This window comes from Flavobacterium sp. WC2509, from assembly GCF_052683105.1.
The window spans coordinates 2,142,709-2,168,311 of the sequence record NZ_JBQZFG010000001.1 but is presented as its reverse complement, the minus strand read 5'-3'; the positions used below and the strand labels follow the sequence as shown (position 1 = coordinate 2,168,311).

Sequence of the window (25,603 nt, the reverse complement as noted above, 5' to 3'; positions counted from 1 at the left end):
TTAAATGAGTTAGCATTATTTAAGAAAAGACAGCTTCATATTTCATTCCAACACTATCAAAACCTAATGGAGTTAGAAAGAATTGTAAATCACCTTTTTCAGGATGTACAATTGTAAAAATTCCCTGTTCGTAATATTCATTTTTTTGATCAGTACGAAACACTATCGAAAAAGGATTTCTTTCTAAAGGCGAATAATTATTCAGTTTTGTTACTTCGATTAATTCTGCGTCTAGCTGGACTTCATCCGAAATACGAATTGTAAACACATTATTAATCAATGTATCAAAATCGTTTGAAGTTAGTAAAGCTATATCCATGCATTATATTTTGTTATTTAATTTTATTTTGGACTCCATTCCATTAAATGGTAAACACCATTTGTTTCGCTAATTTTACGGAAGCCTAATCTTTTATATAAATTCATGGCAGGATTAAAACTTTCTACATGAATGGTAACCGCCATGTTTTTTATTATTGCCTTTTTTATTATTTCAGTCAAAATTGTGTTTCCAATATTTTTTTGTCGCCAATTTGGCAATAAAGTTATATCTATAATTCGGATGCCTTTTTTTTCAAAAAAATAATCAATGTACAATCTTCCGATGACAACATTTTCTTTTTCAATTATATAGAATTTTGCTCCTATATAATTTTTTTGATAATACTCATGCTGAGCAAAAAACTGTTGCTCAATAAAATACTTTTTTTGTTCTTCGTTCCAATTCGTTCCTTTTTCTAGTTCTTCTGTACGGGTACTTCCGTATATTTCACACAAAATTGGCAAATCACTTTCGTGAATGTTGCGAAGATTAATATTCTTTATCTCTAAATCCAACTGAAATACTTAATTAACTTCTGGGAGGATAAACCCCTTGAAGTGCGAGACAAAAATTCATTGTTAAATAAGGCATCATATTATTATGCGGTAAACTACCCCCTGATGGTGCAATTGAATTCGCACCCATTGCTGTCATAGCTCCTCCTGAAGTATAAACCTTTAAAGGATTACCACGTCCTAAAATATTATTTGAAGGAGTTGTAGACTGAGAATTCAAACTGGCAACAGAAAAGTTATGATTATGTGCAGGTATTTCAGATTGAAGTAAGGAGACTGTTTCACTGCCGCCAGTTTCACCTAAATCATGTAAAGATAATCCAGGTCCTTGTCCAGGGTGCATAGGCGTTCTGCCTTGCAAATCGGGTAGTGCAAAAGTAGATTTTCCATCCCCACCATAAGTAGTACCTAGTAAAGAAAAAAGTGCCGTATTTTGAGAAAGTGGCATAAGTTGTCCATTACACATTGCCCAACCTCTTGGCGCAAAGTTGAATGGAAATATGCGTATTTCAGCAACAAATGGATCCATAATATTTTATTTTTTTATTAAAAATTTAAAAAATGTTTTTCTATTATTCTATGTTGGAGAAGGAAATATACCAAATAATGAAATAATAAAATCCACACATAAATACGGTTGAAAATTAGTATGAGGCTGACTGCCGCCAGTCGAACTTATTTCCTGAGTAGTTAACGGTATTGTCGGGCTTGTTGTCGAATATATTTTATTACCCGTAGCGGTAGCACTTAAGTAGGCATTTGCAGGACTGGCGCTATTTGCGATGTCAGTAGTAGCTAATAATGCATGGGAATGCGCCGGAATCTGCGTAGTAGTAAGTGTTACCTCTTCTACACCGCCTGTTTGGGCTAAAACGTAGGCATTACCATTGTGAATAGGAATACGGCCGCGTAAATCAGGTAATGAAAAAGTGCTTTCTCCATCACCTCCATAAGTAGTACCGATTAATTGAAACAATGTTTCATTTTCTGAAATAGGAAGCAGTTGTCCTTCACAAAACATCCATCCAGCAGGAGCAAAATTTCCCGCAAACATTCTAATTTCACCAACGTAAGGTTGTGCCATAATTGTTTTTTTTTAGAATTATAAATTAATTTTGAGAAGGAAAAATACCTTGCAGGGCGATACAAAAATTCAAAGTCAAATAAGGTTGCATATTCAAATGAGCCTGACTGCCTCCAACATTTGAAATTGAAGCAGAGTTCATAGCCACTGGGTTTTGCCCCGAAGTATTATACACCTGATTTGGAGCAGTATTCCCTAATGAATTTCCTGCGGCAGGAATGTTAGAGCTTACCGCCTGATTTGTATTGTTTAAAATATGTTGATGTATTGGCATTTCATTTATGGTGAGTGTATGAGCTTCTTCACCACCTTTTTGACCTAGTGTAAAACTGTTTCCAAAATGGATCGGAGTTCTTCCACGCAAATCAGGCAATGCAAAATTGGTTTGACCATTACCCCCAAAAGTTGTTCCTAATAAAGAAAATAAGGCTTGATTTTGATTTATAGGTAAGAGTTGTCCATTACACAATGCCCATCCTTTTGGGGCAAAATTAAAAGACATAATTCTTGTTTCAGATAAAAACGGTTCTGCCATATTGAGACTATTTTATATTAATACTTTATATTTTAGACCAAAACAGAATTTACAGAAAGACTATGTTGGGAAATTATTTCTTTTTGAAAAACGATATTTAATCCTTCTGTTACAACAATTTTTATTGAAGTTTGATTTTGACAAAGTTGTGTTTTTAAAAATACGCTACCTTTTATTGTTTCGAAACCATAAGGATTAAAGTTCTGGATGGGAGAAGGAAATAGATATTTTGATAAATCTACAGAACTGTTGGCTTTTTTCAATTCTTTCATCGCCACAGTTATTGCTTCTAAATCAAATCCTGACAATGATTTTAGTGTTTTCCATTCCCCGTTAGAGTTTTTTCCAAAACATAACAAGACATCATCTAATTTTCCAGAACCATTTACATGGAGATGCATTGGAAACATTTTTAGTTGATTGTCTTCAGAACTGTAACAAAAATTTCCAGAAGATTTGTATCCTATTTTTTCCCAACTTAAACTTGCTTTCTTATAACAAGCTAAAAGTCCTGCATCAGAAAGAATGTCGGAAAAATTAGATTTTGAGAATCGGGATAAAATATTTTTTTCTTCATTGTCTGAATCCCAAATAGAACCGTAAGTATTTTGAGCAAGAAGGGAACCTCCGCAAAAAAGAGTTGTAGTACCTACAAATCCAACATTTTTGATAAAATTTCTACGTGTTAAATCAATCATAAACAATGTTTTATTAGTAATAAAATTATGGTAAAAATAGTAAAAACACTATAAAAAATGATAAATAGTTAAATTATTGTTTTTAAAATTACAATAATCGTTAATTTTTGTCGTTAGTCGATTTTTTTTAAGAGAAAATTCTTATTATAAGTAATTGACTAGTATTATAAAAATATTTGTTTCTAATAAAAGTGTCTAGCTCATTTGTTCAAATTTGACTCATCAATAAAGGTGATTAATTGTTATATTTGCGAGTATAAACAGCTATAAATCTATATATTTCTAAAAAATAAAACCCAAAAGGAATGTCACTAAAATCGCTTGCAGCAAAAATATTTGCACAAAGAATATATAAAAAGACACAGGCGTGGGCCAACTTTCCAGTAGAAACCCAAAAGGCTGTTTTCCTAAATTTAATACAGGATTCAAAACAAACTCAATTTGGAAAGGATCATCATTTTGATCAAATAAAATCGTACGAGGATTTTTCAAAACAAGTACCTATTCGGGATTATGAAGGTTTAAAACCGTATGTTGATAGAGTCGTAAAAGGCGAAGAAAATATACTTTGGAAAGGGAAACCTCTGTATTTTGCAAAAACTTCAGGAACAACATCAGGAGCTAAGTATATTCCATTGACAAAAGAATCGATGCCGTATCATATTGAGGCGGCTCGAAATGCAATATTGCATTACATATATGAAACCCAAAATGCCAATTTTGTAAACGGAAAGATGATTTTCCTACAGGGAAGTCCTATTCTTGAAGAAAAATACGGAATAAAACTAGGGCGTTTATCAGGAATTGTAGCGCATTTTGTTCCAAAATATTTGCAAAAAAACCGATTGCCTTCTTGGGAAACCAATTGTATTGAGGATTGGGAAACCAAAGTAAATGCTGTTGTTGATGAAACTATAAACGAAGATATGACCGTGATTTCTGGAATTCCGTCATGGGTGCAGATGTATTTTGAAAAACTGCAGCAAAGAGCAGGAAAGCCCGTTGGCGAGATTTTCAAAAATTTTAATTTGTTTATTTATGGAGGTGTTAATTATGAGCCTTATAAAGCTAAATTCGAAAATCTTATTGGTCGAAAAGTAGACAGTATCGAATTATTCCCTGCCTCGGAAGGTTTTTTTGCCTACCAAGATTCCCAAAAAGAAAAAGGAATGTTGCTGTTGTTGAATTCAGGTATTTTTTATGAGTTTATAAAAAGTGAAGACTTTTTCACTGAAAATCCAAAACGATATACTATTGGTGAAGTGGAGTTGGGCGTAAACTATGTTTTGATTATTTCGACCAATGCTGGTCTTTGGGGTTACAATATTGGCGATACCGTTCAGTTTACCTCTTTAAAACCCTATCGTGTTATAGTATCGGGTAGAATTAAACATTATATTTCTGCTTTTGGAGAACATGTAATAGGAAAAGAAGTTGAACATGCATTGCGAGAAGCAATGGAGGGAACAAAGATAAGCGTCAATGAATTTACTGTTGCACCACAAATTGCAGCAATTGATGGTTTACCTTATCATGAATGGTTTATTGAATTTGAAAACGAACCGGTCGATTTTGACTCTTTTGCGGAAGCGCTAGATAATGCAATGCGAAAACAAAATATTTACTACGATGATTTGATTGTGGGAAATGTTTTGAAAAAGCTGGTTATTACGAAAGTTGCTAAAAACGGTTTTCAGGACTACATGAAATCTATTGGAAAATTGGGAGGTCAAAATAAAATTCCTAGATTATCGAATGATAGGAGTATTGTAAATTTATTAACTCATAAATAGAAATAAGATTCCCTATAATTTTCTGTTGTAATAGAAAAATTAGGTTTTTTAGATTTTTAAAAAGTGAATAATTAAGTAGGAATGATTTTCATAGCAGAATTGAATTAGTTACAATTCTATAATACTAATGAAGACAGTAAAATCCTTACATTTGAGTACATTAAAGTAGATAAGTATGAAAGACACAAAAAACATATCCAGATCCAGAGCACATGAATCATCTGCAGCCATTGAAAAAATGTACATTACGATGCGTCATCTTTTTAATAGAGGATTTTATAAACCAATGGGAGTTTCAGGAGATACTTTGAGAGAAGCTTTATTGGCTTTAAGACCCGAAATTTATGGAAATATTGGAGAAGAAAAAGTAGAATTAAATGGTCTTTTGTATGTTATAGAACGTCTTCCGATAGGAATAGAAGAATGTCGTTTTATTAATTTAACATCGGATGAAGGGTATTCTAAATCTCATTTTCAAGCCATTGTTCCGCCTAAGAGACGCCGTAATTGTTACCGCATCGATGAGGAACAAATGAATGTAGAAATCACAAGAGGGCGATCGGATATTTATGATATCTTGACGCATTTGACTTTTATTTTTATCGAATCACATAAAATTAAAAATAGAGTTGTACAAGACGAAATAGGAGAAGTTTCGCGTGATTGGATCAAACTAGAAATAGCAGTTTCTCAAACTAAAAAGTTGACTTTGGTAGAAAAGGAAAAAGCGATTTCTCATGCGGCTAATATATTGGGAAGAACGTTTGAGGAAGTTTTAGATATCTACGATGATTTTGGAACTGCTACAGCTCCAGATCGGTTTTTACATGTGATTTATTGGTTGGGAAAATTGGCTATTGCAGAAGAAATTGATAATCATAAAAGGACTATTACATTCAGTCCTGTTTTGAGAGAACGTTTGGGACATCACATTCATGGTGAAATTTGGGCAAACAATATTAAAGAAGTGCTAAAAGTCAATGAATTATTGGAAAGACCTATTCATGTGATTAGTGCCAATATGCACTCTGTGATGAATTCTATTTTTGCGACCCCTCTTTTAAAAACAAAATTCAAAGACAAATCTGATTTCTTTATTTATGAAGAATTGAGTAAATCAGGAGCCAATGAAGTTCGAAGTCAAGTAGAATCACTAGCATTAAAACAAGGGATGATTTCTTTGCCAGATACTTCGGGAACGAATATAGATGTGCAAATTTTTGATACAGCCAAAATAGATTGGTCAAAAACTGCTTTTCCAAATGCAAATTTAACAGAGAAAAAACCTGTGATTATTGTCATGGATTATGCTTTTGGAGAGCAAGCCTATGAAACCATCGATGAATTGCTAAGACCTTATAAAAAAGAAATTTTACTTCAGGTAGAATCGGTTTCTATTATGGGAAAAGCAGGAATTTTAGAAGGAGGAAAAGGAGATATTATGATTCCAAACGCACATATCAATGAAGGAACGGCTGATAATTATTTCTTCGAAAATGAATTGACTCCTCAAATGTTTCAGGGTAATGACATTGCAGTTTATGCAGGACCAATGGTTACTGTTCTTGGAACATCGTTGCAAAATAAGGACTTATTAAAGTTCTTTCATGAATCGACTTGGGCAGTAATTGGTCTTGAAATGGAAGGTTCTTATTATCAAAAAGCGATTCAAGCAGCTTCAAAAATCAGAAAAAGTGTGCCACATGATATCAAAGTCAGATATGCTTATTATGCTTCGGATAATCCACTGGAAACGGGAAGTACTTTAGCTTCTGGCGGATTAGGAACAACTGGTGTAAAGCCTACTTATTTGATTACTATTAAGATTTTGGAACAAATTTTTAATATAAAATAAATAGATAATAATTCATTAGAATCCAGGAATTGACTATTAATGATTTTTAGTAAAACTGGAGATTTATTGGTCTTAAATACAGTTTAAAAGTAGATATTTTCATAGCATTTCGTTTTGGCTTCTAAAAATATTTTACCACAGATTCACAGAGTTTAAAATCATTTTTTAATCTGTAAGTCTGTGGCAAAATTGTGTCTGTTTATCACAGTCGGACTTTTCATTTTTAATTAATTATAAATAAAAAACATTGATTTTTAAGTAGTTATTGTTTGCTTAAAGGTTGTGTTTTAAGAATAAATATTTTCTTTTTAATTATTAGTTAGAAAATTGAAAGGAAAAATATTTTAGTACATTTGCGGTTACTATAAAAAAATTAAATATAGCCTATAAAGCAAATTTATTTATATTTGAAATGTAGTATGAACATAATTGGTAGCTGATTCAATTGAAGCTGCATAAGTTCTAAATATCTCAATAAAAGAATATATATCTACATATGAAAAGAATACTTATCACTGGAGCAGCTGGATTTTTGGGCTCTCATTTATGTGACCGTTTTATCAAAGAAGGCTATCACGTAATAGGAATGGATAACCTTATTACGGGTGATTTAAAAAACATAGAACATTTGTTCAAATTAGAGCATTTTGAATTTTATCACCATGACATCACCAAGTTTGTTCATATACCAGGAAATTTAGATTATATTCTTCATTTTGCTTCACCAGCAAGTCCAATTGATTATCTCAAAATCCCAATTCAGACTTTAAAAGTTGGCTCACTTGGAACACATAATCTTTTGGGTTTAGCGAGAGTAAAAAAAGCAAGAATTCTTATTGCTTCCACATCAGAGGTATATGGAGATCCTTTGGTTCACCCTCAAACAGAGGAATATTACGGAAACGTAAATACGATTGGACCGCGAGGTGTTTATGACGAAGCCAAGCGTTTTCAAGAATCAATTACAATGGCTTACCATACTTTTCATGGTGTAGAAACTAGAATCGTTCGAATTTTTAACACCTATGGACCAAGAATGCGACTTAATGATGGACGTGTTATTCCTGCTTTTATTGGACAAGCAATTCGTGGAGAAGATTTAACAATTTTTGGAGATGGGATGCAAACTCGTTCTTTTTGCTATGTTGACGATCAGGTTGAAGGAATTTTTAGATTATTGCATTCGGATTATGTGTTTCCTGTAAATATTGGGAATCCAGATGAAATTACTATCAAGGATTTTGCTGAAGAGATTATTAAATTAACAGGGACTTCTCAAAAAGTAGTTTATCATCCATTACCAATAAACGATCCTTTGCAACGCCAACCTGATACAACCAAAGCTAAAGAATTATTAGGCTGGGAAGCTAAAGTAAGTCGTTCTGAAGGAATGAAAATTACTTACGATTATTTTAAATCCTTATCTAAGGATGAATTATCCAAAGAAGAACATAAGGATTTCTCTAATTATATCAAATAGTGAAAACAAAAACAGGAAGATACTCGGGGTATATAAGGCCTTTTTCACGTTTATTAGATTTGATTATTATCATTTTTTCTACGACGTATTTTTCGGGTATTCCTATTTTTCACGATTTTTACGCTTTTTTTATTAGTTGTGCTTGGTTTATAATTGCAGCTAATTTAGGATTTTATGAAGTCTATCGGTATACGAAAGTGATTGCCATTTTAAACTGTAGTTTAAAGCAAACTGTTGTTTTTGCTATTTGCTGTTTTGCCCTTGCTTATTTTTATCCCGAAAGATATAGTTTGACATCTATTTTATTATTTGTAACAGTATCAATAGTATTAATACTTGGTTTTAAATTATTTATCTATTTCTTACTGAGGAAATTCAGGATACTATATGGAGGAAATTCAAGAAAGGTAGTACTTATAGGAAAAGACAATAGTGTAAATCCGTTGAAATGTTTTTTTGAAGAAAATCCAGATTATGGTTACAGATTGATTAAAGTATTTGATTTAGATAACCAAATGATGGATTCTTTCAGGACAGTTTGTACTTTTATTTTGGAGAGTAATATAGACGAAATCTACTGCGCTATGGATGACTTATCTAGCAAACAAGTAGAAGATTTTATTTTCTTTGCAGATAATAATTTTAAAACGCTTAAGTTCATTCCAGATCAAAAACAATTACTTTCTTTAAATACGGTTTTCGAATATTATGATTATATTCCTATAATTTCACAACGAACGATTTCTCTGGATGATTCTTTGCATAAAGTAATTAAACGGATTTTTGATATTGTTTTTTCATTACTAATTATAATAGTTGTTTTGTCTTGGTTAATGCCCATCTTAGCAATTATTATAAGATTAGACTCTAAAGGGCCATTGTTTTTTGTGCAAAAAAGAAATGGTTTAAATAATGCAGAATTCGATTGTTTTAAATTCAGATCGATGAAAATCAATGAATTGGCAGACATTGAACAAGTTTCTAAAAACGATACTAGAATTACAAGAGTTGGTAAATTTATTAGAAAAACGAGTATTGATGAGTTACCTCAATTTTTTAATGTTTTATGGGGAGACATGTCAGTAGTGGGTCCAAGACCTCACATGGTAAGTCATACCAATATGTATGCCGAGCGAATTGATAAATTTATGGTTCGTCATGTTATTAAACCAGGAATAACTGGTTTGGCTCAGACCAAAGGATTTCGTGGAGAAGTAGAGACAGAGAATGATATTATAAATAGAGTAAGATATGATATTTTTTATATCGAAAAATGGTCATTATTATTGGATTTTAAAATTGTTTTTAATACTGTTTATAATACTGTAAAAGGAGATGAAAAAGCCTACTGATAAGGAAACGGCTTTAGTCTCTATAATAACTCCGTCCTTTAATTCTGAGAAATTTATCGCCGAAACTATTCAATCGGTACAAAATCAAACCCATCAAAATTGGGAAATGATTATTGTTGATGATTGTTCGACAGATGAAACAGCATCTATTATTGAACAGTTTGTTATAAAAGATAACAGAATTCGTTTTTTCCAACTAAAAATGAATTCAGGTGCAGGAGTTGCCAGAGAGATGGCTTTATCAAAAGCTAAAGGAGACTATATTTCTTTCTTAGATGCAGATGACCTCTGGAAGCCACGAAAACTTGAAAAACAGCTTCAATTTTTAAAAGAAAATAAAGCACCTTTTACATTCTCATTTTATGATTGTATTGATGAGGTTGGGAATTCATTAAATAAAAGGGTAGAAGCACCAAGAAATCTTTCGTATCGTCAATTGTTCTTTTGCAATTATGTTGGGAATCTTACGGGGATTTATGAAACCAATTATTTTGGTAAAATAGCGATTTCATCTACTCGAAAACGACAGGATTGGATGGTTTGGCTGACTATTTTAAAAAAAATCAGAAAAGCAAAACCCGTTCCCGAAAGTTTGGCTTTTTATCGTATTCGAAATAATTCGCTATCGGCTTCAAAAGTTGATTTATTGAAACATAATTTTGCCGTTTATAGAAGTTTTCACGGTTATAATTATGTTAGTTCTATGTTTATTATGATTGGATTTTTATTTACCCAATTGCTTATAAAACCTCGTTATATAAAGAAGGTTTAGTTTTGCATTATTTTTTGTAGCCAATTTTTGTTCTAGGCTTTTCACTTTCTTTTTTCTCCGTTAATTCATCCAGATAGGAAAAAACCAATTCGATATTTTTATCATGGTTTTCTAATTTTTTCTGAATCTGAAGAATATCGATTTTAATTTCTGTTGTGTCCAAAAGCATTTGTCTCACTTTTGTAAAAATACGCATGATTTGGATATTCGTTTGAATAGCTTTATCGCTTTTTAGAACACTTGATAACATTAAAACGCCGTGTTCGGTGAACGCAAAAGGTAATTTTCTTGTTCCTCCCCAACTTGATGTCGCAAATTGCGACTTCAAGTTGTGAAATTCAGTTTCAGTAAGTTGAAACATAAAATCCAAAGGAAATCTGGATTTATTTCTTTTTACTTGTTCGTTTAATCTTTTGCTTTCGACACCATATAGTTATGCCAGATCACGATCAAGCATGACTTTTTGATTGCGGATAAAGTATATTTTGTTAGAAATTGTTTCTTCTGAAATCAAGGAATTGTCGCTCATAATTTTTTCAATTAAAAAAAATAATATACGATTTTATTTACATTATAAAAGAGAAGTAAATTGCTTCAATTTTCCGCGATTGGTTCTTTCCAAGGCTTTTTTTCGATTAAAAGTAAAGTGTAAATTTGGTTCTAAATACAAAGCGACAGCTTGATTTATTTTTTCTATTTGTTCTTTATTCAATTCGGAATCACTAACATATTCTACTTCAAAGTGGTCTATTTTTGTTTGTTTAATGATAAATTCTTTTACGTTTCCATCGTCTTCGATGATGCTTTTGGTTACATAGTAAAACGTTAATCCGGGTGATTTTTTACCACTTGGTAGAACAGCCACATCATTGGTTCTTCCTATTAGTTTTTTGAGAATAGGTTTTTTCAAAGTGCTTTTTTCGTCCAAAATTCCAATGTCTCCGATATCATATCGAATAAATGGATGTGCTTTGTTGAAAAGAGAAGTAATCACAATTCGCCCTGAAGTTCCGTTTGGAACTGCATTATTATTTTCGTCCAAAATCTCTACAAATAAGGTTTCAGAATTGACTTGCCATTGGCCGTCTGGATTTTGAAAAGCAATTAAATCCAATTCAGAGGCTCCATACTCATTGACTATCGGAATGCCAAACTGTTTTTCTAACAGCTGTTTGTCTTGTTCAAAAAGCATTTCGGAGGTGACCATGCACACTTTTAATGTTGGACAGATTTCTCTTAAAAGAATGTTTTTCTTCTGCAAAAATTTGGCAAACAAAACTATTGATGAGGTATAGCCGTTGATATAATCGAATTTCTTGGTTTTAAAGTCTTTCAAAAAACTTTCCAGAACTTCGTCTGATAAATTGAATATCGAAAACCGATATCGATGACTCAAAAAATCTTTAAACCGTTCCTTTTTATTTCCAATATAATCTAGCGGAATTCCATAAAACCGAGCTTGGTAAGAAGAATTAAAATCAATTCTATACCAGCCGAAACGATATATATTGGATGCCCAAGTCAAAGCGTGGCAAAATTTATCTTTAGCAAATACAAAAGGATGTCCGCTGGAACCTGATGTTTTATTGAGATAAACAGATTTTTCGCTGTAACCCAAAGAAAGCCTTTCTGATAATGGTTTTTGTAAATTTGTTTTATTTAAAATTGGTAAATCTGACCAGTTTTCAAAAGAATTTGTTTGTGCCAATTCCTTGTAAAAAGGATTATTATTTAAATGAAAATTGACAATTTCTGTTTTCCTCTGTTCGATAAAATCACTAAAGTTTTCCTCTGGGATAGCAATAATTTTTTGCAATTCGGCCTTAGCTTCCTTCATTGGAAAACCACTTAATTTTAGCGTTAAATCAAATATTTTGAACATTGGCAGGGATAAATTTCTCCAAAAATAATATTTAGCTACCACTATTGAGGATTAAACGTTAACTTTTTGGGATATAATTATTTTTTACGTTCAAAACGAATTATTTTTGCACCACAACTTTTATAAAACAACACCATGAATATTTTACTATTAGGATCTGGAGGAAGAGAACATGCTTTTGCGTGGAAAATGATTCAAAGTCCGCTTTGTGACACTCTTTTTGTAGCACCAGGAAATGCAGGTACTGCTCAAATTGCAAAAAACATTGACATCAGTGCTACTGATTTTGAAGCTATAAAAGCATTGGTTATTAAAGAAAATATAGAAATGGTAGTTGTTGGACCAGAAGATCCTTTGGTAAAGGGGATTTATGACTTTTTCCTGAACGATGAGGATTTAAAAGAGATTCCAGTAATTGGACCTTCAAAATTGGGAGCGACATTAGAAGGAAGTAAAGAATTTGCCAAAGAATTTTTGATAAAACACAAAATTCCAACAGCGGCTTATGATAGTTTTACTGCCGAAACGGTTGAAAATGGATGTAAATTTCTTGAAACTTTGCAGCCTCCGTATGTATTGAAAGCAGATGGTTTGGCAGCAGGAAAAGGCGTTTTGATTATACAAGATTTGGCAGAAGCTCAATCAGAATTAAGAAACATGTTGGTTGGTCAAAAATTTGGTGCAGCAAGTTCTAAAGTAGTTATTGAAGAATTCCTTGACGGAATTGAATTAAGCTGTTTTGTATTGACTGACGGTAAAAGCTACAAAATTTTGCCAACGGCCAAAGATTACAAACGCATTGGCGAAGGAGATACAGGTTTGAACACAGGCGGAATGGGAGCGGTTTCTCCAGTTCCTTATGTTGATGCAGTTTTGATGGAAAAAATTGAAACTCGTATTGTGAAACCAACGATTGAAGGTTTTCAAAAGGATGGAATTGCCTATAAAGGGTTTGTGTTTATTGGACTTATCAATGTAAATAATGAGCCAATTGTTATTGAGTATAATGTGAGAATGGGTGATCCAGAAACTGAAGTAGTTGTTCCAAGATTAAAATCTGACTTAGTGGAATTATTTTTGGCTGTGGCCAATGAAAAACTAGACGAATTTAATCTAGAAGTGGATGAAAGAAGCGCAACGACAGTTATGATCGTGTCTGGCGGATATCCTGAAGATTTTGAAAAGGGGAAAGTGATTTCAGGACTAGAGTCTGTTACAGATTCTATCGTTTTTCATGCTGGAACCAAATTAGATAACGGCAATGTTGTAAGCAACGGAGGAAGAGTAATGGCTATTACTTCTTACGGAGACAACTTTCAGGAAGCGTTAAATAAATCATACAAAAATGTAGATCAGATACATTTTGACAAAATGAATTTCAGAAAAGATATTGGATTTGATTTAATCTAAAACAAAAAAAACACGAATTGAACAAAATAAATAAGTTCAATTCGTGTTTTGGTTTTATTAGGATTGGAGATTTATTCGTCTCCCAAGAAAGAATGAGCAGTAGTATCTTGATACTCTTCTCCGTTTTCTTTATGTAATTTCAATTGTTTAATCCAATAAACCATAGCAACTGTACAAATAATCATAAAGATCCAGTTGATAGTATTAGCACCAAACCAAGTTTTAAGTTCTAATGAACGTAAAAAGTCTAGCGGAGCGAATAAGATATTTACAAATAAGTATTGTATTCCTTCAAAAAATGATGTCATCATAACGTATCTTTTTATTTTTATTATTTTCTTTTTTGGAATTTTGAACATTAAATAAAATTCGGAAGAATCTTTTTTAATCTTACTCCATTCCTTTTTAAACAAGTATTATATTTACAGTCACAAAAGTATAAAATATCCTTATGATAACAAGTGTTTTTAAAAAATCTACACCATTTAATTTTTCTTTGGTTGTTATTTTAATGCTGGTTTTCTTTTTTCTATATCAAATCCAAGAAGTTACTTGGACTAATTCTGTTATTCTTATTCTTCAAAAAGTTGGTTTATTTCTGATTTTATTTGCAACGGTTTTTCTAAATAGTTTTATTTCTAAAAAGAACGGATTGAGTAGGGATAGTACTTACACGGCTTTTTTTACTTTTTTATACCTGATTTTTTTTCCAGATTTATTCAATAATCCTAATTTGATTTTAGCTAACTTTTTTGTGCTTTTAGCCATGAGAAGGTTGGTTTCTTTGCAAACGCTTAAAGAATCCAAAGAGAAACTTTTTGATGCTTCATTATGGATTTTTATGGCAGCTTTATTTCAGTTTTGGAGTATTTTATATATCCTATTGGTTTTCATATCGGTTATATTTCATGTTTCCAGAGATTATAGAAATTGGGTTATACCATTTATAGCTCTTTTTGCGGTATCAATTTTGTTTGTTGCCTGCTCTTTAATTTTTGATATTAATAGTATCGCATTTTTACAAAAGAGTAGCCAAATAGATTTAAGTGTCGATTATTTTACAAACAATTATCAAAACGCCGCTTTTGCAATTTACATAACCGTGGCATTATTTTTTATAATATCAATGTTTTCTACCTTATCAAATAGACCTTTGGTATTGCTATCTTCCTATAAAAAAGTCATTGCTTCATTCTTTATCGGAATTTTAGTTTTCGTTTTATCGGCCAATAAAAGTAATGAGGTCTTAGTATTTACTTTTGCACCATTGGCGATAATGACGACAGCTCATATAGAAATATCGCAGCCGAAACTGAAAGAGGAAATTGTAATATTTGTGCTTTTGGCGTGTAGTTTTTTTACTTTCTTCTCTCAGTTATAATTTAGTACCATACGAAAGATCACCAGCATCTCCCAGTCCAGGAACAATATAACTTTTATCATTAAGTTTTTCGTCTATAGAAGCAATCCAAAGATGGCAGGTATCGGGTAAATTTTGTTCCAGATAAGCAATACCTTCTGGAGCAGCAATAATTACTGCGATATGAATTTCTTTTGGAGTTCCTCTTTCCATTAGTTTATTAAAAACAGCCACTATAGATTGTCCTGTGGCTAGCATTGGGTCAACTAACAATAGATTTTTGTCATTAATATCAGCAATAGCTTCGTATTCTACTCGAATGTCAAAGAAAGCATCATTATTAGGGTGATGTCTATAGGCCGAAATAAATCCATTTTCGGCATTATCAAAGTAATTTAAAAATCCCTGATGCAAGTTCAATCCTGCTCTTAAAATGGAGCATAATACTAATTGATCTGCGATTTCAGTTGTCTTTTTAATGCCAAGAGGAGTCGAAATTTCTACTGTTTTATAATGCAAAGACTGACTCAATTCATAGGCCATAATCTCGCCAATACGTTCAATATTTCTACGAAAACGCATACTGTCTTTTTGAATAGTTACATCTCTGATTTGACTCAAAAAATGATTTAAAACACTATTTTTTTCTGATAAATTATGAATTTTCATGGATCGATTATTAGGAACTGAATTTGTGGAGTTTTTTTTACACTATAAAAGTATAAAAAGTATCTTTGTATTTCTAAAATCATTAAAATATGTTTTCACAATTAGCTTATTCAGTATTTGAACAAAGTATAAAAGATTATCATGAATTTGATAATGTAGACCAACCTATAAACAATCCTTTTCCAAAAGATAAATTCGAACATTTATTATATCTAAAAAACTGGATAGACACTGTACAATGGCATTATGAAGACATTATTCGTGATCCAAATATCGACCCAGTTGCCGCTTTGACTTTAAAAAGAAAAATCGATGCTTCAAACCAAGAACGTACAGATATGGTAGAATATATCGACAGTTATTTTCTTCAAAAATACAGTCACGTTGTGGTAAAAAACGGAGCCAAAATCAATTCTGAAAGTCCAGCTTGGGCATTCGACAGATTGTCTATTTTAGCTTTGAAAATCTATCACATGAACGAAGAAGCAACTCGTGCAGAAGCTTCACAAGATCATAGAGATAAATGTCAAGAAAAATTGAATATCCTTTTGGAACAAAGATCTGATTTGTCTACAGCGATAGAAGATTTGCTAACAGACATAGAAAATGGAGATAAATTCATGAAAGTGTACAAACAAATGAAAATGTACAATGATGATGAATTGAATCCAGTTTTGTATCAAAATAAAAAATAGTTTTTGGAGCTATTTCCAGCTTTCCATTACAATTCCTCACAAAAAAAGTATAGTTTCTATTGTTCTAAAAAGAGCTTCCGCTGGTCGCTTTTTTAGAACAAGAAACTTTACTTTTTTGCTCCGGGATTTTCATTTCAATCTGGGCTAGGGCATTCCGAAATACCAATAAATTAAACGTTTAAAATTGTCAAAAATTAAACATATAGCTGTCATGAGACTTTCCGCAATGGGAGATGTCGCCATGACGGTTCCTGTTTTACGCGCTTTGGTAAAACAGTATCCGGAAGTAAAAATCACGGTGGTTTCCAGACCTTTTTTTAAACCTTTTTTTGAAGGTATCCCTAATCTCTCCTTTTTTGCTTTCGACGAAAAAAACCGTCACAAGGGTTTTAAAGGACTGTTAAGATTGTACCAAGACCTGAAAGCGCTAGATATCGATACTTTTGCCGATTTGCACAACGTGTTACGATCAAAAGTAGTGAGTTTGCTTTTCGCTTTAAGCGGCAAAAAAAGAGCCACAGTTAATAAAGGCCGTGAAGGTAAAAAAGAATTAACCCGTGCCGAAAATAAAATTTTCAAACCACTAACCACGATGTTTGAAAGACACGCCAAAGTGTTTCAAGAACTCGGATTTCCTGTAGATTTAGCTAATCCAATATTTCCCCCAAAAGCTATTTTAGATTCTGATATTTTAAATGTAATAGGCAATTCACAGCAAAAACTAATTGGGATTGCACCTTTTGCTCAATACGATTCCAAAGTATATCCTTTGGATTTAATGCAGGAGGTTATCAATCAATTAGCTTCAACTAAAGCTCAAAAAATCCTGCTTTTTGGCGGAGGAAAAAAAGAAATTGAACTTTTAAATTCACTTTCAAAAGACAAAGAAAATGTGATTGTCGTTGCTGGAAAAATCAAGTTTCAACAAGAATTGCAACTCATTAGTAATCTCGATGTAATGCTTTCTATGGATTCTGGAAATGCACACATTGCAGCAATGTTGGGAGTAAAAGTGATCACGCTTTGGGGTGCCACACATCCGTATGCAGGATTTTCTCCTTTTAATCAACCATTAGAAAACGCCTTGGTTTCGGATAGAAATTTGTATCCAAAATTACCGACTTCGGTGTATGGAAATAAAAAAGTGGAGGGGTATGTAGATGCGATGCGAACGATTACTGTGGAGGAAATTGTTTCAAAAATCCAGACCATTCTTTCATAAGAACAGGTTAAAAATTTAAATTCTAAATTTCAATTTGAAACGATTGGAATTTTATACTGCAATTTTTCGTAATATTACAATAGTGTTGTCCCTTTTGGTTTGTCCAAAAGGGATTCTTTGTTTTTAAAAATTTCTCAAATTAATTTAAGCTACTAAGTTATATTCTCCTTTTAAATCAAGAAGATAATAGCCTATTACTTTCTTTTTATTTCTGTCTACAACAATTGCGACAAAATTGTTTTCTTTTTCAGTAGATAAAAGAATGTGCTCAAATTCCTCTGTTGAATTACGGTAAACTTTATGTACAAGTTCGTTATCTTTAATTTTTTTAGAAATGATTTTGGTAGACTTTAATCTACTTACATACGGCCAAATATTAAAATACGGAACTTCTTTTATTGTAATTTCTTCCAATTTTCCAATCATTGTTGAGTTGTACTTTTTTTCCGAAAGCAATTTAGGTGCTTTTCGGTTTTTCATTATTTTAATTATAATAAGTAAGCAAAAAAATGCTGTTATTATAAAAAGCGAAAAAAAATGTAGGTGGAGGTAGTTGTGGATTGTCATAGTATCTAGTTTTTATTAAAGATGTTTCAACTTCAATCGAGTAAATTAGAGATTTATCACATATGCCTGTCCGAAATTATGGATGTAAAAATTATTCTAATTTATTTTACTAATTTAATAAAAAAGAATCACTTTTAAAAGAAAAAGACTTCCCTTTTTAGAGAAGTCTTTAGTTATCATTAAAAACTATTTAAATTATTCTAAACATCATCATAATCTACACGGATTGTAGCTGTTGTTGGATGAGCTTGACATGTTAAAATTAAACCTTCAGCAATTTCACTTTCGGTAAGAATAGAATTTTTTCTCATCTCAGCAGCACCTTCGGTAACGCGAGCTAGACAGCTGCTACAAATTCCTCCTTGACAAGAATAAGGAGCATCAATACCTTGTTTAAGAGCCGCATCCAGAATGCTTTGTTTTTGTGACATTTCAAAACTAGTTTCTTCATCATCAACCAAAATTGTGATTTTAGAATGACCTTCTAAGGATTTGCTAATAGCTTGTTCTTGAGAAGATGAAGTGAAAAGTTCAAATTTTATAGCCGATTCTTTTACGTTTTTTTCTTTCAAAACACCAGAAACGGTATTAATCATATCTTCTGGACCACACAAATAGAATTTATCAAAATCCATAGTTGCATGTTTTGTATTCAAGGTATAATTTACAGCAGCCTTATCAATTCGTCCAAACAATGCATTTTCAACATTTACTCTGCTGTACACATAATCTATAAATAGACGGCCTACATACTGTAATTGCAAATCGTGTAATTCCTGATAAAAAATCGTTTCTTCAGGTGATTTGTTTCCATAAACAAGGGTAAATGAACTTTTTGGTTCACTTTTCAATACCGATTTTATGATGGATAGAATAGGAGTAATTCCACTTCCTGCTGCAAAAGCAATATAACTTTTTTGACGGTCACTTTCAGGTTCAAAAATAAATTTACCTTCTGGTTTTCCCACTTCAAGAGCATCGCCCGCTTTTAATTTACTATTAGCAAATTGAGAAAAAGCGCCATCTTTTACGGCTTTCACCGCAATTCGCAATTCTCCGCTTCCTGGAGCCGAACAAATAGAATAAGCACGACGAATTTCGGTATTATCTAATGTCAAGCGTAAATTAATGTATTGACCAGCTATAAAAGTATAATTAGGTTTTAATTCTTCGGGTACATTAAAAACTATGGAAACGGCATCTTTGGTTTCGCGTTTTACTTCTTTTACTATTAATTTAAGAAAATTTGGCATGAGATTGTTTTTTTGCAAAAGTAATAAAACTATTTAGGATTGAAAGAATTTGAAACACTACAACTAAGTTTCTTTTTTTAAATTGTAACATTTTCCTATTCCAAACTACTTATTTGTACAACCAAATAAAAAACCATGTTTACAAAATTTATTTATCTCGAATGGAAATCCTTTACGAGATCAGCTTCTTTCGCTTCGAGTTTAGCTATGAAAATTTTAATGGGTTTTCTGGTTCTTTATTTTGCATTAGTTTTTTTAGTATTCGGAATAGGTACGTTTTATATACTTAAGGAAATGAAACTCGATCCTTTGGCAACTGTAAATAAGTTTCTAGTCTATTATTTTTTGATGGACTTGATTATTAGGCTTTTGGTTCAGGCAATTCCAGTAATGAATATCAGACCGTTGTTGACATTACCATTTAAGAGATCGACAATTGTACATTTCTCTTTGGGAAAAACTGGGTTGTCTTTTTTTAATATAGGACATGCGTTTTTTTTTCTCCCTTTTTGTGGTGTTTTGTTATACGAAGGGTATGATCCAGTGAGTGTTATTCTTTGGGGATTAGCGCTCTTTTCATTGGTCTATTCTAATAATTTTTTAAATATCTTATTAAACAATAAAGATAATTTACTGGGAATTTTTATAGCAATTACATTGATTTTGGCTGGCTGCCAATATTATAAGCTTTTGGATATTACTAATTATACGTATCCTTTTTTCGAAGCTTTATTCCACACAAAATGGGTTTTTATACTACCGGTTTTAGTTTTAGCGGGATTGTATATTTGGGCATTTAATTATTTAAAAGGAGATTTATATCTAGATGCAGGATTGTCAGCAAAGAAAGATATTGCTAAAACCGAAAACTTAACTTGGCTAAACCAATTTGGAACATTAGGTACGTTCTTGAAGAATGACATTAAATTAATCAAAAGAAATAAGCGTTCCAGAGCTACAGTTGGTATGAGTGTAATGTTTTTGTTTTATGGTTTACTGTTTTTCTCAGGAGGGGTTGAAGCTTATGACAAACCCATAATGCATATTTTTGCGGGAATTTTTGTGTCAGGAGGATTTTTATTCACTTTTGGCCAGTTTGTACCGAGTTGGGATAGTTCGTATTATCAATTAATGATGACACAGAACATTCCATATCGGGGTTATATAAATTCAAAATGGTGGCTAATGGTTATTGCTACAGTTATTTCGACCATTTTAGCTTGCCCTTATTTGTATTTTGGATGGCAAATCTATCTTACTATTGTTGTTGGAGCTATTTATAATATTGGTGTGAATTCATATTTAGTATTGTTAGGCGGTGCTTTTATTAAAACGCCAATTGATTTATCAATGTCAAAAGCAGCGTTTGGTGACAAAAAATCTTTTAATGTCAATACGATGTTACTTTCTCTGCCTAAATTGGTTTTGCCATTAATTTTATATTGGTTGGGATCTTATTTAATGAATCCAAAACTAGGATTGGTTTTAGTCGCTTTGGCTGGATTATTAGGATTTATGTTTAGAAATGTAGTCTTTTCAATGATTGAAAAAGTTTATAAAAAGGAGAAATACAAAACCATTGAAGCCTACAAACAAAAGGCCTAGAGAAGTTGCATTGCAACGTCTAAAACTAATATCAAAAAATTACAATTACCATGATACAAGTAAATAATCTTTCCAAAAAATACAAAGAGATATCTGTACTCAATATTGAATCATTAGTAATTCCAAAAGGACAAAGTTTTGGTTTAGTAGGAAATAATGGAGCAGGGAAAACCACTTTTTTTAGTTTATTATTGGATTTAATTCAGCCAACAACAGGAAGTATTTTAAATCATGAAATTCAGGTAAATACTAGCGAAGATTGGAAAACTTTTACAGCTTCTTTTTTAGACGAAAGTTTCTTGATCGGGTATTTAACGCCCGAAGAATATTTTTATTTCATTGGAGATTTGAGAGGACAAAACAAAGCCGATGTCGATGCATTATTGCTACAACATGAGGAGTTTTTTAATGGTGAAATACTTAAAAACAAAAAATATCTACGTGATTTGTCTAAAGGAAATCAAAAGAAAGTTGGAATCATCGCGACTTTAATTGGAAATCCGGAAGTGATTATTTTAGATGAACCTTTTGCTAATTTGGATCCAACAACCGTAAATCGATTAAAAAAAATTATTAAAGAATTAGCCAATAATCCAAATGTTACTGTTTTAGTTTCAAGTCATGATTTGCAGCACACCGTTGAAGTTTGTGATCGAATTGTGGCGTTGAATAAAGGAGAAATTGTCAAAGACATGCTAACTTCTAAAGAGACCCTCCAAGAATTGGAATTGTTTTTTGCGGTTTAAATTTAGATATTTCAAAAAGAAATGTATTTTTACAAGTCATTATACTAAAAATCTTTTTATAAAGTTTAATGATTTAAACGTTTACTCTTGAAAATCACCACATCAAAATATACTTTAGCATTAATTTGTATCTCTTTCTTGATAGCTTGTTCTACCAAGAAAGACACTTTTTTGGCTAGAAATTCGCACGCTTTAAGTACTAAACTTAACATATTGTACAATGGACAAATTGCTTTAGACAAAGGTATTAAAGGTGTAAATGATAATACAGCAGAAAATTTTTGGAAGCGTTTGCCTGTCGAAAAAATGCTAATTGTCGATGATGTACCTGTAGATGGAAAAAACAAAAATGCTGATTTTGAATTGGCAGAAGCCAAAGCAACGAAAGCGATTCAAAAACATTCGATGAATATTGGCGGGCACGAAAAAAACTATCAAATAGATGAGGCTTATTTATTACTTGGAAAATCAAGATATTATGACCAACGATTTATTCCAGCCTTAGATGCATTCAATTATATTCTTTATAAGTATCCCAATAGTAGCAATATTTTTGACGCAAAAATGTGGCGTGAAAAAACAAATGTTCGTTTAGGGAATGAAGCTGTCGCTATCAAAAATATTTCAAAACTGATTAAAGACAACGAGTTAAAAAAACAACAGTTTGCCAATGCCAACGCTATCTTAGCCAGTGCTTTTTTGAGTCTGGAAGAGAAAGACAGTGCAGTAGTCAAATTAAAATTAGCCAATCAATTCACTAAAATTCATGAGGAAAAAGAGCGTTATTCTTTTTTACTAGGACAGCTGTATGAAGAGGCAGGTAAAAAGGACAGTGCTATTTATTTCTATCAAACGGTTATAGATATGAATAGAAAGGCTGAAAGAAGATTTGTGATTCAGGCTTATGCCAAAAAAGCAATACTGTCCGATTATAAAGATGCCGATTATGATTTATTTGTCAAAAAATCTAAAAAGATTATGGAAGACAGAGAAAACAGACCCTACTTGGATGTGATTTATCATAGTATTGGAATTTTTTATGATCATCATGATAATAAAGAATTGGCATTAGATTATTATAATGCTTCTTTAGAAACTAAATCTGCCGATTCTTATTTGAATGCTTCTAATTATAGAAACATTGGAAATCTATATTTCAAACATACCGAGTATATCCTCGCAGCCAAAAATTATGATAAAAGCTTGGAATTATTAGATCCAAAAACTAGAGAATATCTTCAAATCTCAAAAATTAGAAAGAATCTAGATGAAGCAATCGTTAATGAAACTATTGCCAAAAGAAATGACAGTATTATATATGTAGCAAATTTAAAAGAGCCTGAGCAAATTGTATATTATGAAAATTATATTCAAAAATTAAAAAGCGCGGATGCTCTTAAAAAAATGCTTGAAGAGAAGCAAAAAAAAATGGAGGAGAATATGTTGTTGAATGGAAGCATAGCTAATCCTAATGATGACGCCCAAAATCCAAATGGACAATCACTCAAGCCGCCAACAGATGCACCTAATATGAATCCAACAACAATTGGAAATACATTCTATTTTTACAACCCTAATACAGTGGCATACGGAAAATTAGAATTTAAAAAAGGATGGGGTAACCGGGTTCAAAATAGTTATTGGAGATTTTCATCAGCAGGAGGAGCAAATGCTACAGGCGATGCTACCGCTGCTGTAACACCAGATAATACAGTCGCCGCTGTTACACTAGTAGATGAAAAATATACAACGGACTTTTATCTGAAACAATTACCAAAATCGCAAAAAGAAATTGATAGCATTGTAAAAGAAAGAAACGCAGTGTATTATGAATTAGGAGTTATTTATAAAGAAAAATTCAAAGAATATAATTTAGCTTCTACCAAATTAGAACAGTTATTAACGTATCAACCAGAACAAAAATTAATTCTTCCTGCTAAATATAATTTGTATAAAATCTATGAAATTACGAATCCAACAAAAGCAGCAGGACTTAAACAAGAGATTGTAAGCCAATATCCGGATTCTCGATATTCACAAATTATTACCAATGCAGTTGCTAATGATGGTGTTGGTTCTGGCACTCCAGAAGGGGAGTACGATGCTTTATACCGAATGTATGAACAAGAAAATTTCGCAGCTGTTTTGCAAAAAATAGATGGTTTAATTTATCATTTTACAGGAGAACCGATTCTTCCAAAATTTGAATTGTTAAAAGCGTATACTATTGGTAAAGTATATGGATTAGAAAGATATAAAAAAGCAATACAATATGTTGCTGATAATTATACTAATACTAAAGAAGGTAAAGACGCTATAGAAATTTTAAACACACAAATTCCACTTTTGGAAAAAATGAGTTTCAGCACGGCCGACAGTAAAAATTGGAAAGTTGTTTTTAAAATTGATAAATATGACACCAAAGCTGAAGCTGCAATCGAAAGTAAAGTAGTTTTGTTTTTTGCCAATGAAAATGTAGAGATGTTAAAATACAGTTGTGATTCGTATACTGAGAAAGAAAGTTTTGTTATAATTCAAGGAATTCATTCAAAAGCGTATGCGCAATCTATAGTTACTCTTTTTGGTGAAAATGCGAAATATAAAGTCAATCAAACGGGAATTATCATTTCAAACGAAAATTATAAGATAATTCAAATCAAGAAAAATTTTGAAGAATATCTTTCATTAAAAAAACTCTAATTATGTTTGATAAAAAACCAAAATCGTACACAGATCTTTTAGGTAAAACCAACAGAATAGTTGAAGGCACTACGATACAAGGAGATATCATTTCATCAGCCGATTTCAGGTTAGATGGAGCGCTAATTGGAAATTTTACATCTAATGGAAAATTAGTAATTGGACCAGCAGGAAGTGTCAAAGGTGATATTATTTGTAATATGGCCGATATAGAAGGAAAATTCGAAGGAATTCTAAAGGTTAAGGAAATCTTGAGCATTAAAGAATCAGCCAGTATTATTGGTGAAGTCGAGATAGGAAAGCTGTCTGTAGAGCCTGGAGCAATCTTTAATGCTTCTTGCGTGATGTTTTCCAAAACCAAAGATACCACTACAAGTGTCAACTAATAAAGATCCCAGAAAGAACAACTACAATAAGTGGTTGGCCTTAATTAATATCCCAATACAAATGGGAGTTATTATTTTCTTGTTTTCCTATCTGGGAAATTGGTTGGATGAAAACCATCCAAGTCCGAAAGTATATTATGTGAAAATAATGGTCATGATTGGCGTATTTTTGGCACTTTATAATGTAATTAGGCAAGTAAACGAAATCAATAAAAAATAATAAAAATCCATAATGATTATTAAAAAGTTGTTGCCTTTTTTAACTTTGGCGGGTGTTACAGTCGGATTATACCTTATTCATAAAATGATTTTCCGTGTTTTTAGTATCAATCAAGACCAATTTCACTATTCTTTAGAAAAGCTTTATTTGTTTTTTATGGTTTTTTCAGCCATTATTTTCAAAATTTTGTTAGTAATAAGAGAACGAAGTTTTGACAATGTTGGAATGTCCTTTTTGATAGCGACTAGTGCTAAAATGGTTTTTTGTTATCTGATTTTAAGACCATTATTGCAAGTGCCTAAAGCTAGTGATCCAACTGAAAAAATAAATTTCTTCATACTATTTATTGTCTTTTTAATAATTGAAACACTTTTTACCATTCGTTTAGTTAATGAAAAGCGATAATCAACATTTTTGGTTGATGAAAATCTCAAAAAAATACTTAGTTTTTGCTTTTTAGTATTAATAAAAAATGTACCTTT

General features: G+C 31.8%; 26 protein-coding genes and 1 pseudogene. 15 read left to right on the top strand and 12 right to left on the bottom strand.

The features are described from left to right. Positions 1–19: 19 nt before the first annotated feature. From ACUN3A_RS09140 to ACUN3A_RS09115, 6 genes are read right to left on the bottom strand one after another with little or no spacing between them, the layout of a single operon-like run. Entirely contained in the window at positions 20–319 is a 300-nt protein-coding gene (locus tag ACUN3A_RS09140; protein ID WP_445550981.1) for a DUF6916 family protein, read from the bottom strand. 23 nt (positions 320–342) lie between these two features. Further along, positions 343–837, bottom strand: coding sequence for a GNAT family N-acetyltransferase (locus ACUN3A_RS09135; RefSeq protein ID WP_445550980.1), 495 nt, complete (start codon positions 835–837; stop codon positions 343–345). A 13-nt stretch (positions 838–850) separates the two neighbouring features. Beyond that, positions 851–1,366 carry a phage tail protein gene (locus ACUN3A_RS09130; RefSeq protein WP_445550979.1) on the bottom strand — a complete coding sequence of 172 codons (516 nt, stop codon included), beginning with the start codon at positions 1,364–1,366 and terminating at the stop codon, positions 851–853. 48 nt (positions 1,367–1,414) lie between these two features. Beyond that, positions 1,415–1,921, bottom strand: coding sequence for a phage tail protein (locus ACUN3A_RS09125; protein WP_445550978.1), 507 nt, complete (start codon positions 1,919–1,921; stop codon positions 1,415–1,417). Positions 1,922–1,946: 25 nt separating this feature from the next. Next, positions 1,947–2,456, bottom strand: a complete 510-nt coding sequence (locus tag ACUN3A_RS09120) for a phage tail protein (protein ID WP_445550977.1) — start codon at positions 2,454–2,456, stop codon at positions 1,947–1,949. Positions 2,457–2,488: 32 nt separating this feature from the next. Next, positions 2,489–3,154, bottom strand: a complete 666-nt coding sequence (locus tag ACUN3A_RS09115; protein WP_445550976.1) for a hypothetical protein — start codon at positions 3,152–3,154, stop codon at positions 2,489–2,491. 305 nt (positions 3,155–3,459) lie between these two features. On the opposite strand from ACUN3A_RS09115, the gene ACUN3A_RS09110 reads away from it, so the two are divergent. The 5 genes from ACUN3A_RS09110 (at position 3,460) to ACUN3A_RS09090 (ending at position 10,406) form a co-directional block, all read left to right on the top strand. Next, positions 3,460–4,947 (top strand): GH3 auxin-responsive promoter family protein, encoded by a 1,488-nt coding sequence (locus tag ACUN3A_RS09110; RefSeq protein WP_445550975.1) that lies wholly within the window; start codon positions 3,460–3,462, stop codon positions 4,945–4,947. 175 nt (positions 4,948–5,122) lie between these two features. Beyond that, entirely contained in the window at positions 5,123–6,802 is a 1,680-nt protein-coding gene (locus ACUN3A_RS09105; RefSeq protein ID WP_445550974.1) for a DUF6909 family protein, read from the top strand. 496 nt (positions 6,803–7,298) lie between these two features. Then, positions 7,299–8,282: a UDP-glucuronic acid decarboxylase family protein gene (locus tag ACUN3A_RS09100; protein WP_445550973.1), complete on the top strand. Its 984-nt coding sequence runs from the start codon at positions 7,299–7,301 to the stop codon at positions 8,280–8,282. Continuing rightward, on the top strand, positions 8,282–9,634 hold the full coding sequence (locus ACUN3A_RS09095; RefSeq protein ID WP_445550972.1) for an exopolysaccharide biosynthesis polyprenyl glycosylphosphotransferase: 1,353 nt from the start codon (positions 8,282–8,284) through the stop codon (positions 9,632–9,634). The genes ACUN3A_RS09100 and ACUN3A_RS09095 overlap by 1 nt, the downstream gene beginning before the upstream one ends. Beyond that, on the top strand, positions 9,618–10,406 hold the full coding sequence (locus ACUN3A_RS09090; protein ID WP_445550971.1) for a glycosyltransferase family 2 protein: 789 nt from the start codon (positions 9,618–9,620) through the stop codon (positions 10,404–10,406). Before ACUN3A_RS09095 ends, ACUN3A_RS09090 begins: the two co-directional genes overlap by 17 nt. Positions 10,407–10,413: 7 nt before the next feature. Here ACUN3A_RS09090 and ACUN3A_RS09085 read toward each other — a convergent pair. Both ACUN3A_RS09085 and ACUN3A_RS09080 read right to left on the bottom strand, forming a co-directional pair. Beyond that, positions 10,414–10,827 (bottom strand): annotated as a pseudogene (locus tag ACUN3A_RS09085) (ORF6N domain-containing protein); the annotation flags it as partial. Positions 10,828–10,977: 150 nt separating this feature from the next. Then, positions 10,978–12,288: a phenylacetate--CoA ligase family protein gene (locus ACUN3A_RS09080; RefSeq protein WP_445550970.1), complete on the bottom strand. Its 1,311-nt coding sequence runs from the start codon at positions 12,286–12,288 to the stop codon at positions 10,978–10,980. Between the two features lie 135 nt (positions 12,289–12,423). Between ACUN3A_RS09080 and purD the strand changes: the two genes are divergently transcribed. After that, positions 12,424–13,698, top strand: a complete 1,275-nt coding sequence (gene purD, locus ACUN3A_RS09075) for a phosphoribosylamine--glycine ligase (protein WP_445550969.1) — start codon at positions 12,424–12,426, stop codon at positions 13,696–13,698. Positions 13,699–13,769: 71 nt separating this feature from the next. Here purD and ACUN3A_RS09070 read toward each other — a convergent pair whose 3' ends face one another. Then, the gene (locus ACUN3A_RS09070) at positions 13,770–14,006 is read right to left on the bottom strand and encodes a DUF6341 family protein (RefSeq protein WP_445552829.1); all 237 of its coding nucleotides are present in this window, start codon (positions 14,004–14,006) and stop codon (positions 13,770–13,772) included. 143 nt (positions 14,007–14,149) lie between these two features. Between ACUN3A_RS09070 and ACUN3A_RS09065 the strand changes: the two genes are divergently transcribed. Then, the gene (locus ACUN3A_RS09065; protein WP_445550968.1) at positions 14,150–15,079 is read left to right on the top strand and encodes a DUF6427 family protein; all 930 of its coding nucleotides are present in this window, start codon (positions 14,150–14,152) and stop codon (positions 15,077–15,079) included. Here ACUN3A_RS09065 and upp read toward each other — a convergent pair. Further along, on the bottom strand, positions 15,074–15,727 hold the full coding sequence (upp, locus tag ACUN3A_RS09060) for a uracil phosphoribosyltransferase (RefSeq protein WP_445550967.1): 654 nt from the start codon (positions 15,725–15,727) through the stop codon (positions 15,074–15,076). The genes ACUN3A_RS09065 and upp overlap by 6 nt on opposite strands. 89 nt (positions 15,728–15,816) lie before the next feature. Here upp and ACUN3A_RS09055 point away from each other — a divergent pair, with 89 nt between their 5' ends. Next, entirely contained in the window at positions 15,817–16,422 is a 606-nt protein-coding gene (locus ACUN3A_RS09055; RefSeq protein WP_445550966.1) for a DUF4254 domain-containing protein, read from the top strand. A gap of 211 nt (positions 16,423–16,633) precedes the next feature. After that, positions 16,634–17,644 (top strand): glycosyltransferase family 9 protein, encoded by a 1,011-nt coding sequence (locus ACUN3A_RS09050; protein ID WP_445550965.1) that lies wholly within the window; start codon positions 16,634–16,636, stop codon positions 17,642–17,644. A gap of 144 nt (positions 17,645–17,788) precedes the next feature. On the opposite strand, the gene ACUN3A_RS09045 is transcribed toward ACUN3A_RS09050, so the two are convergent. Continuing rightward, positions 17,789–18,124, bottom strand: coding sequence for a hypothetical protein (locus tag ACUN3A_RS09045; RefSeq protein WP_445550964.1), 336 nt, complete (start codon positions 18,122–18,124; stop codon positions 17,789–17,791). Between the two features lie 287 nt (positions 18,125–18,411). Then, entirely contained in the window at positions 18,412–19,464 is a 1,053-nt protein-coding gene (locus tag ACUN3A_RS09040; RefSeq protein WP_445550963.1) for a 2Fe-2S iron-sulfur cluster-binding protein, read from the bottom strand. A 135-nt stretch (positions 19,465–19,599) separates the two neighbouring features. Between ACUN3A_RS09040 and ACUN3A_RS09035 the strand changes: the two genes are divergently transcribed. The 6 genes from ACUN3A_RS09035 (at position 19,600) to ACUN3A_RS09010 (ending at position 25,526) form a co-directional block, all read left to right on the top strand. After that, positions 19,600–21,069: a DUF5687 family protein gene (locus ACUN3A_RS09035; RefSeq protein ID WP_445550962.1), complete on the top strand. Its 1,470-nt coding sequence runs from the start codon at positions 19,600–19,602 to the stop codon at positions 21,067–21,069. 50 nt (positions 21,070–21,119) lie between these two features. Next, positions 21,120–21,815 carry an ABC transporter ATP-binding protein gene (locus ACUN3A_RS09030; protein ID WP_445550961.1) on the top strand — a complete coding sequence of 232 codons (696 nt, stop codon included), beginning with the start codon at positions 21,120–21,122 and terminating at the stop codon, positions 21,813–21,815. A gap of 87 nt (positions 21,816–21,902) precedes the next feature. After that, positions 21,903–24,515 carry a type IX secretion system periplasmic lipoprotein PorW/SprE gene (gene porW / locus ACUN3A_RS09025; RefSeq protein WP_445550960.1) on the top strand — a complete coding sequence of 871 codons (2,613 nt, stop codon included), beginning with the start codon at positions 21,903–21,905 and terminating at the stop codon, positions 24,513–24,515. Between the two features lie 2 nt (positions 24,516–24,517). Continuing rightward, on the top strand, positions 24,518–24,901 hold the full coding sequence (locus ACUN3A_RS09020) for a bactofilin family protein (protein ID WP_445550959.1): 384 nt from the start codon (positions 24,518–24,520) through the stop codon (positions 24,899–24,901). Next, entirely contained in the window at positions 24,891–25,121 is a 231-nt protein-coding gene (locus ACUN3A_RS09015) for an AtpZ/AtpI family protein (protein WP_445550958.1), read from the top strand. Before ACUN3A_RS09020 ends, ACUN3A_RS09015 begins: the two co-directional genes overlap by 11 nt. Positions 25,122–25,133: 12 nt before the next feature. Further along, entirely contained in the window at positions 25,134–25,526 is a 393-nt protein-coding gene (locus ACUN3A_RS09010) for a DUF6168 family protein (protein ID WP_445550957.1), read from the top strand. The last annotated feature ends 77 nt before the right edge of the window (positions 25,527–25,603 follow it).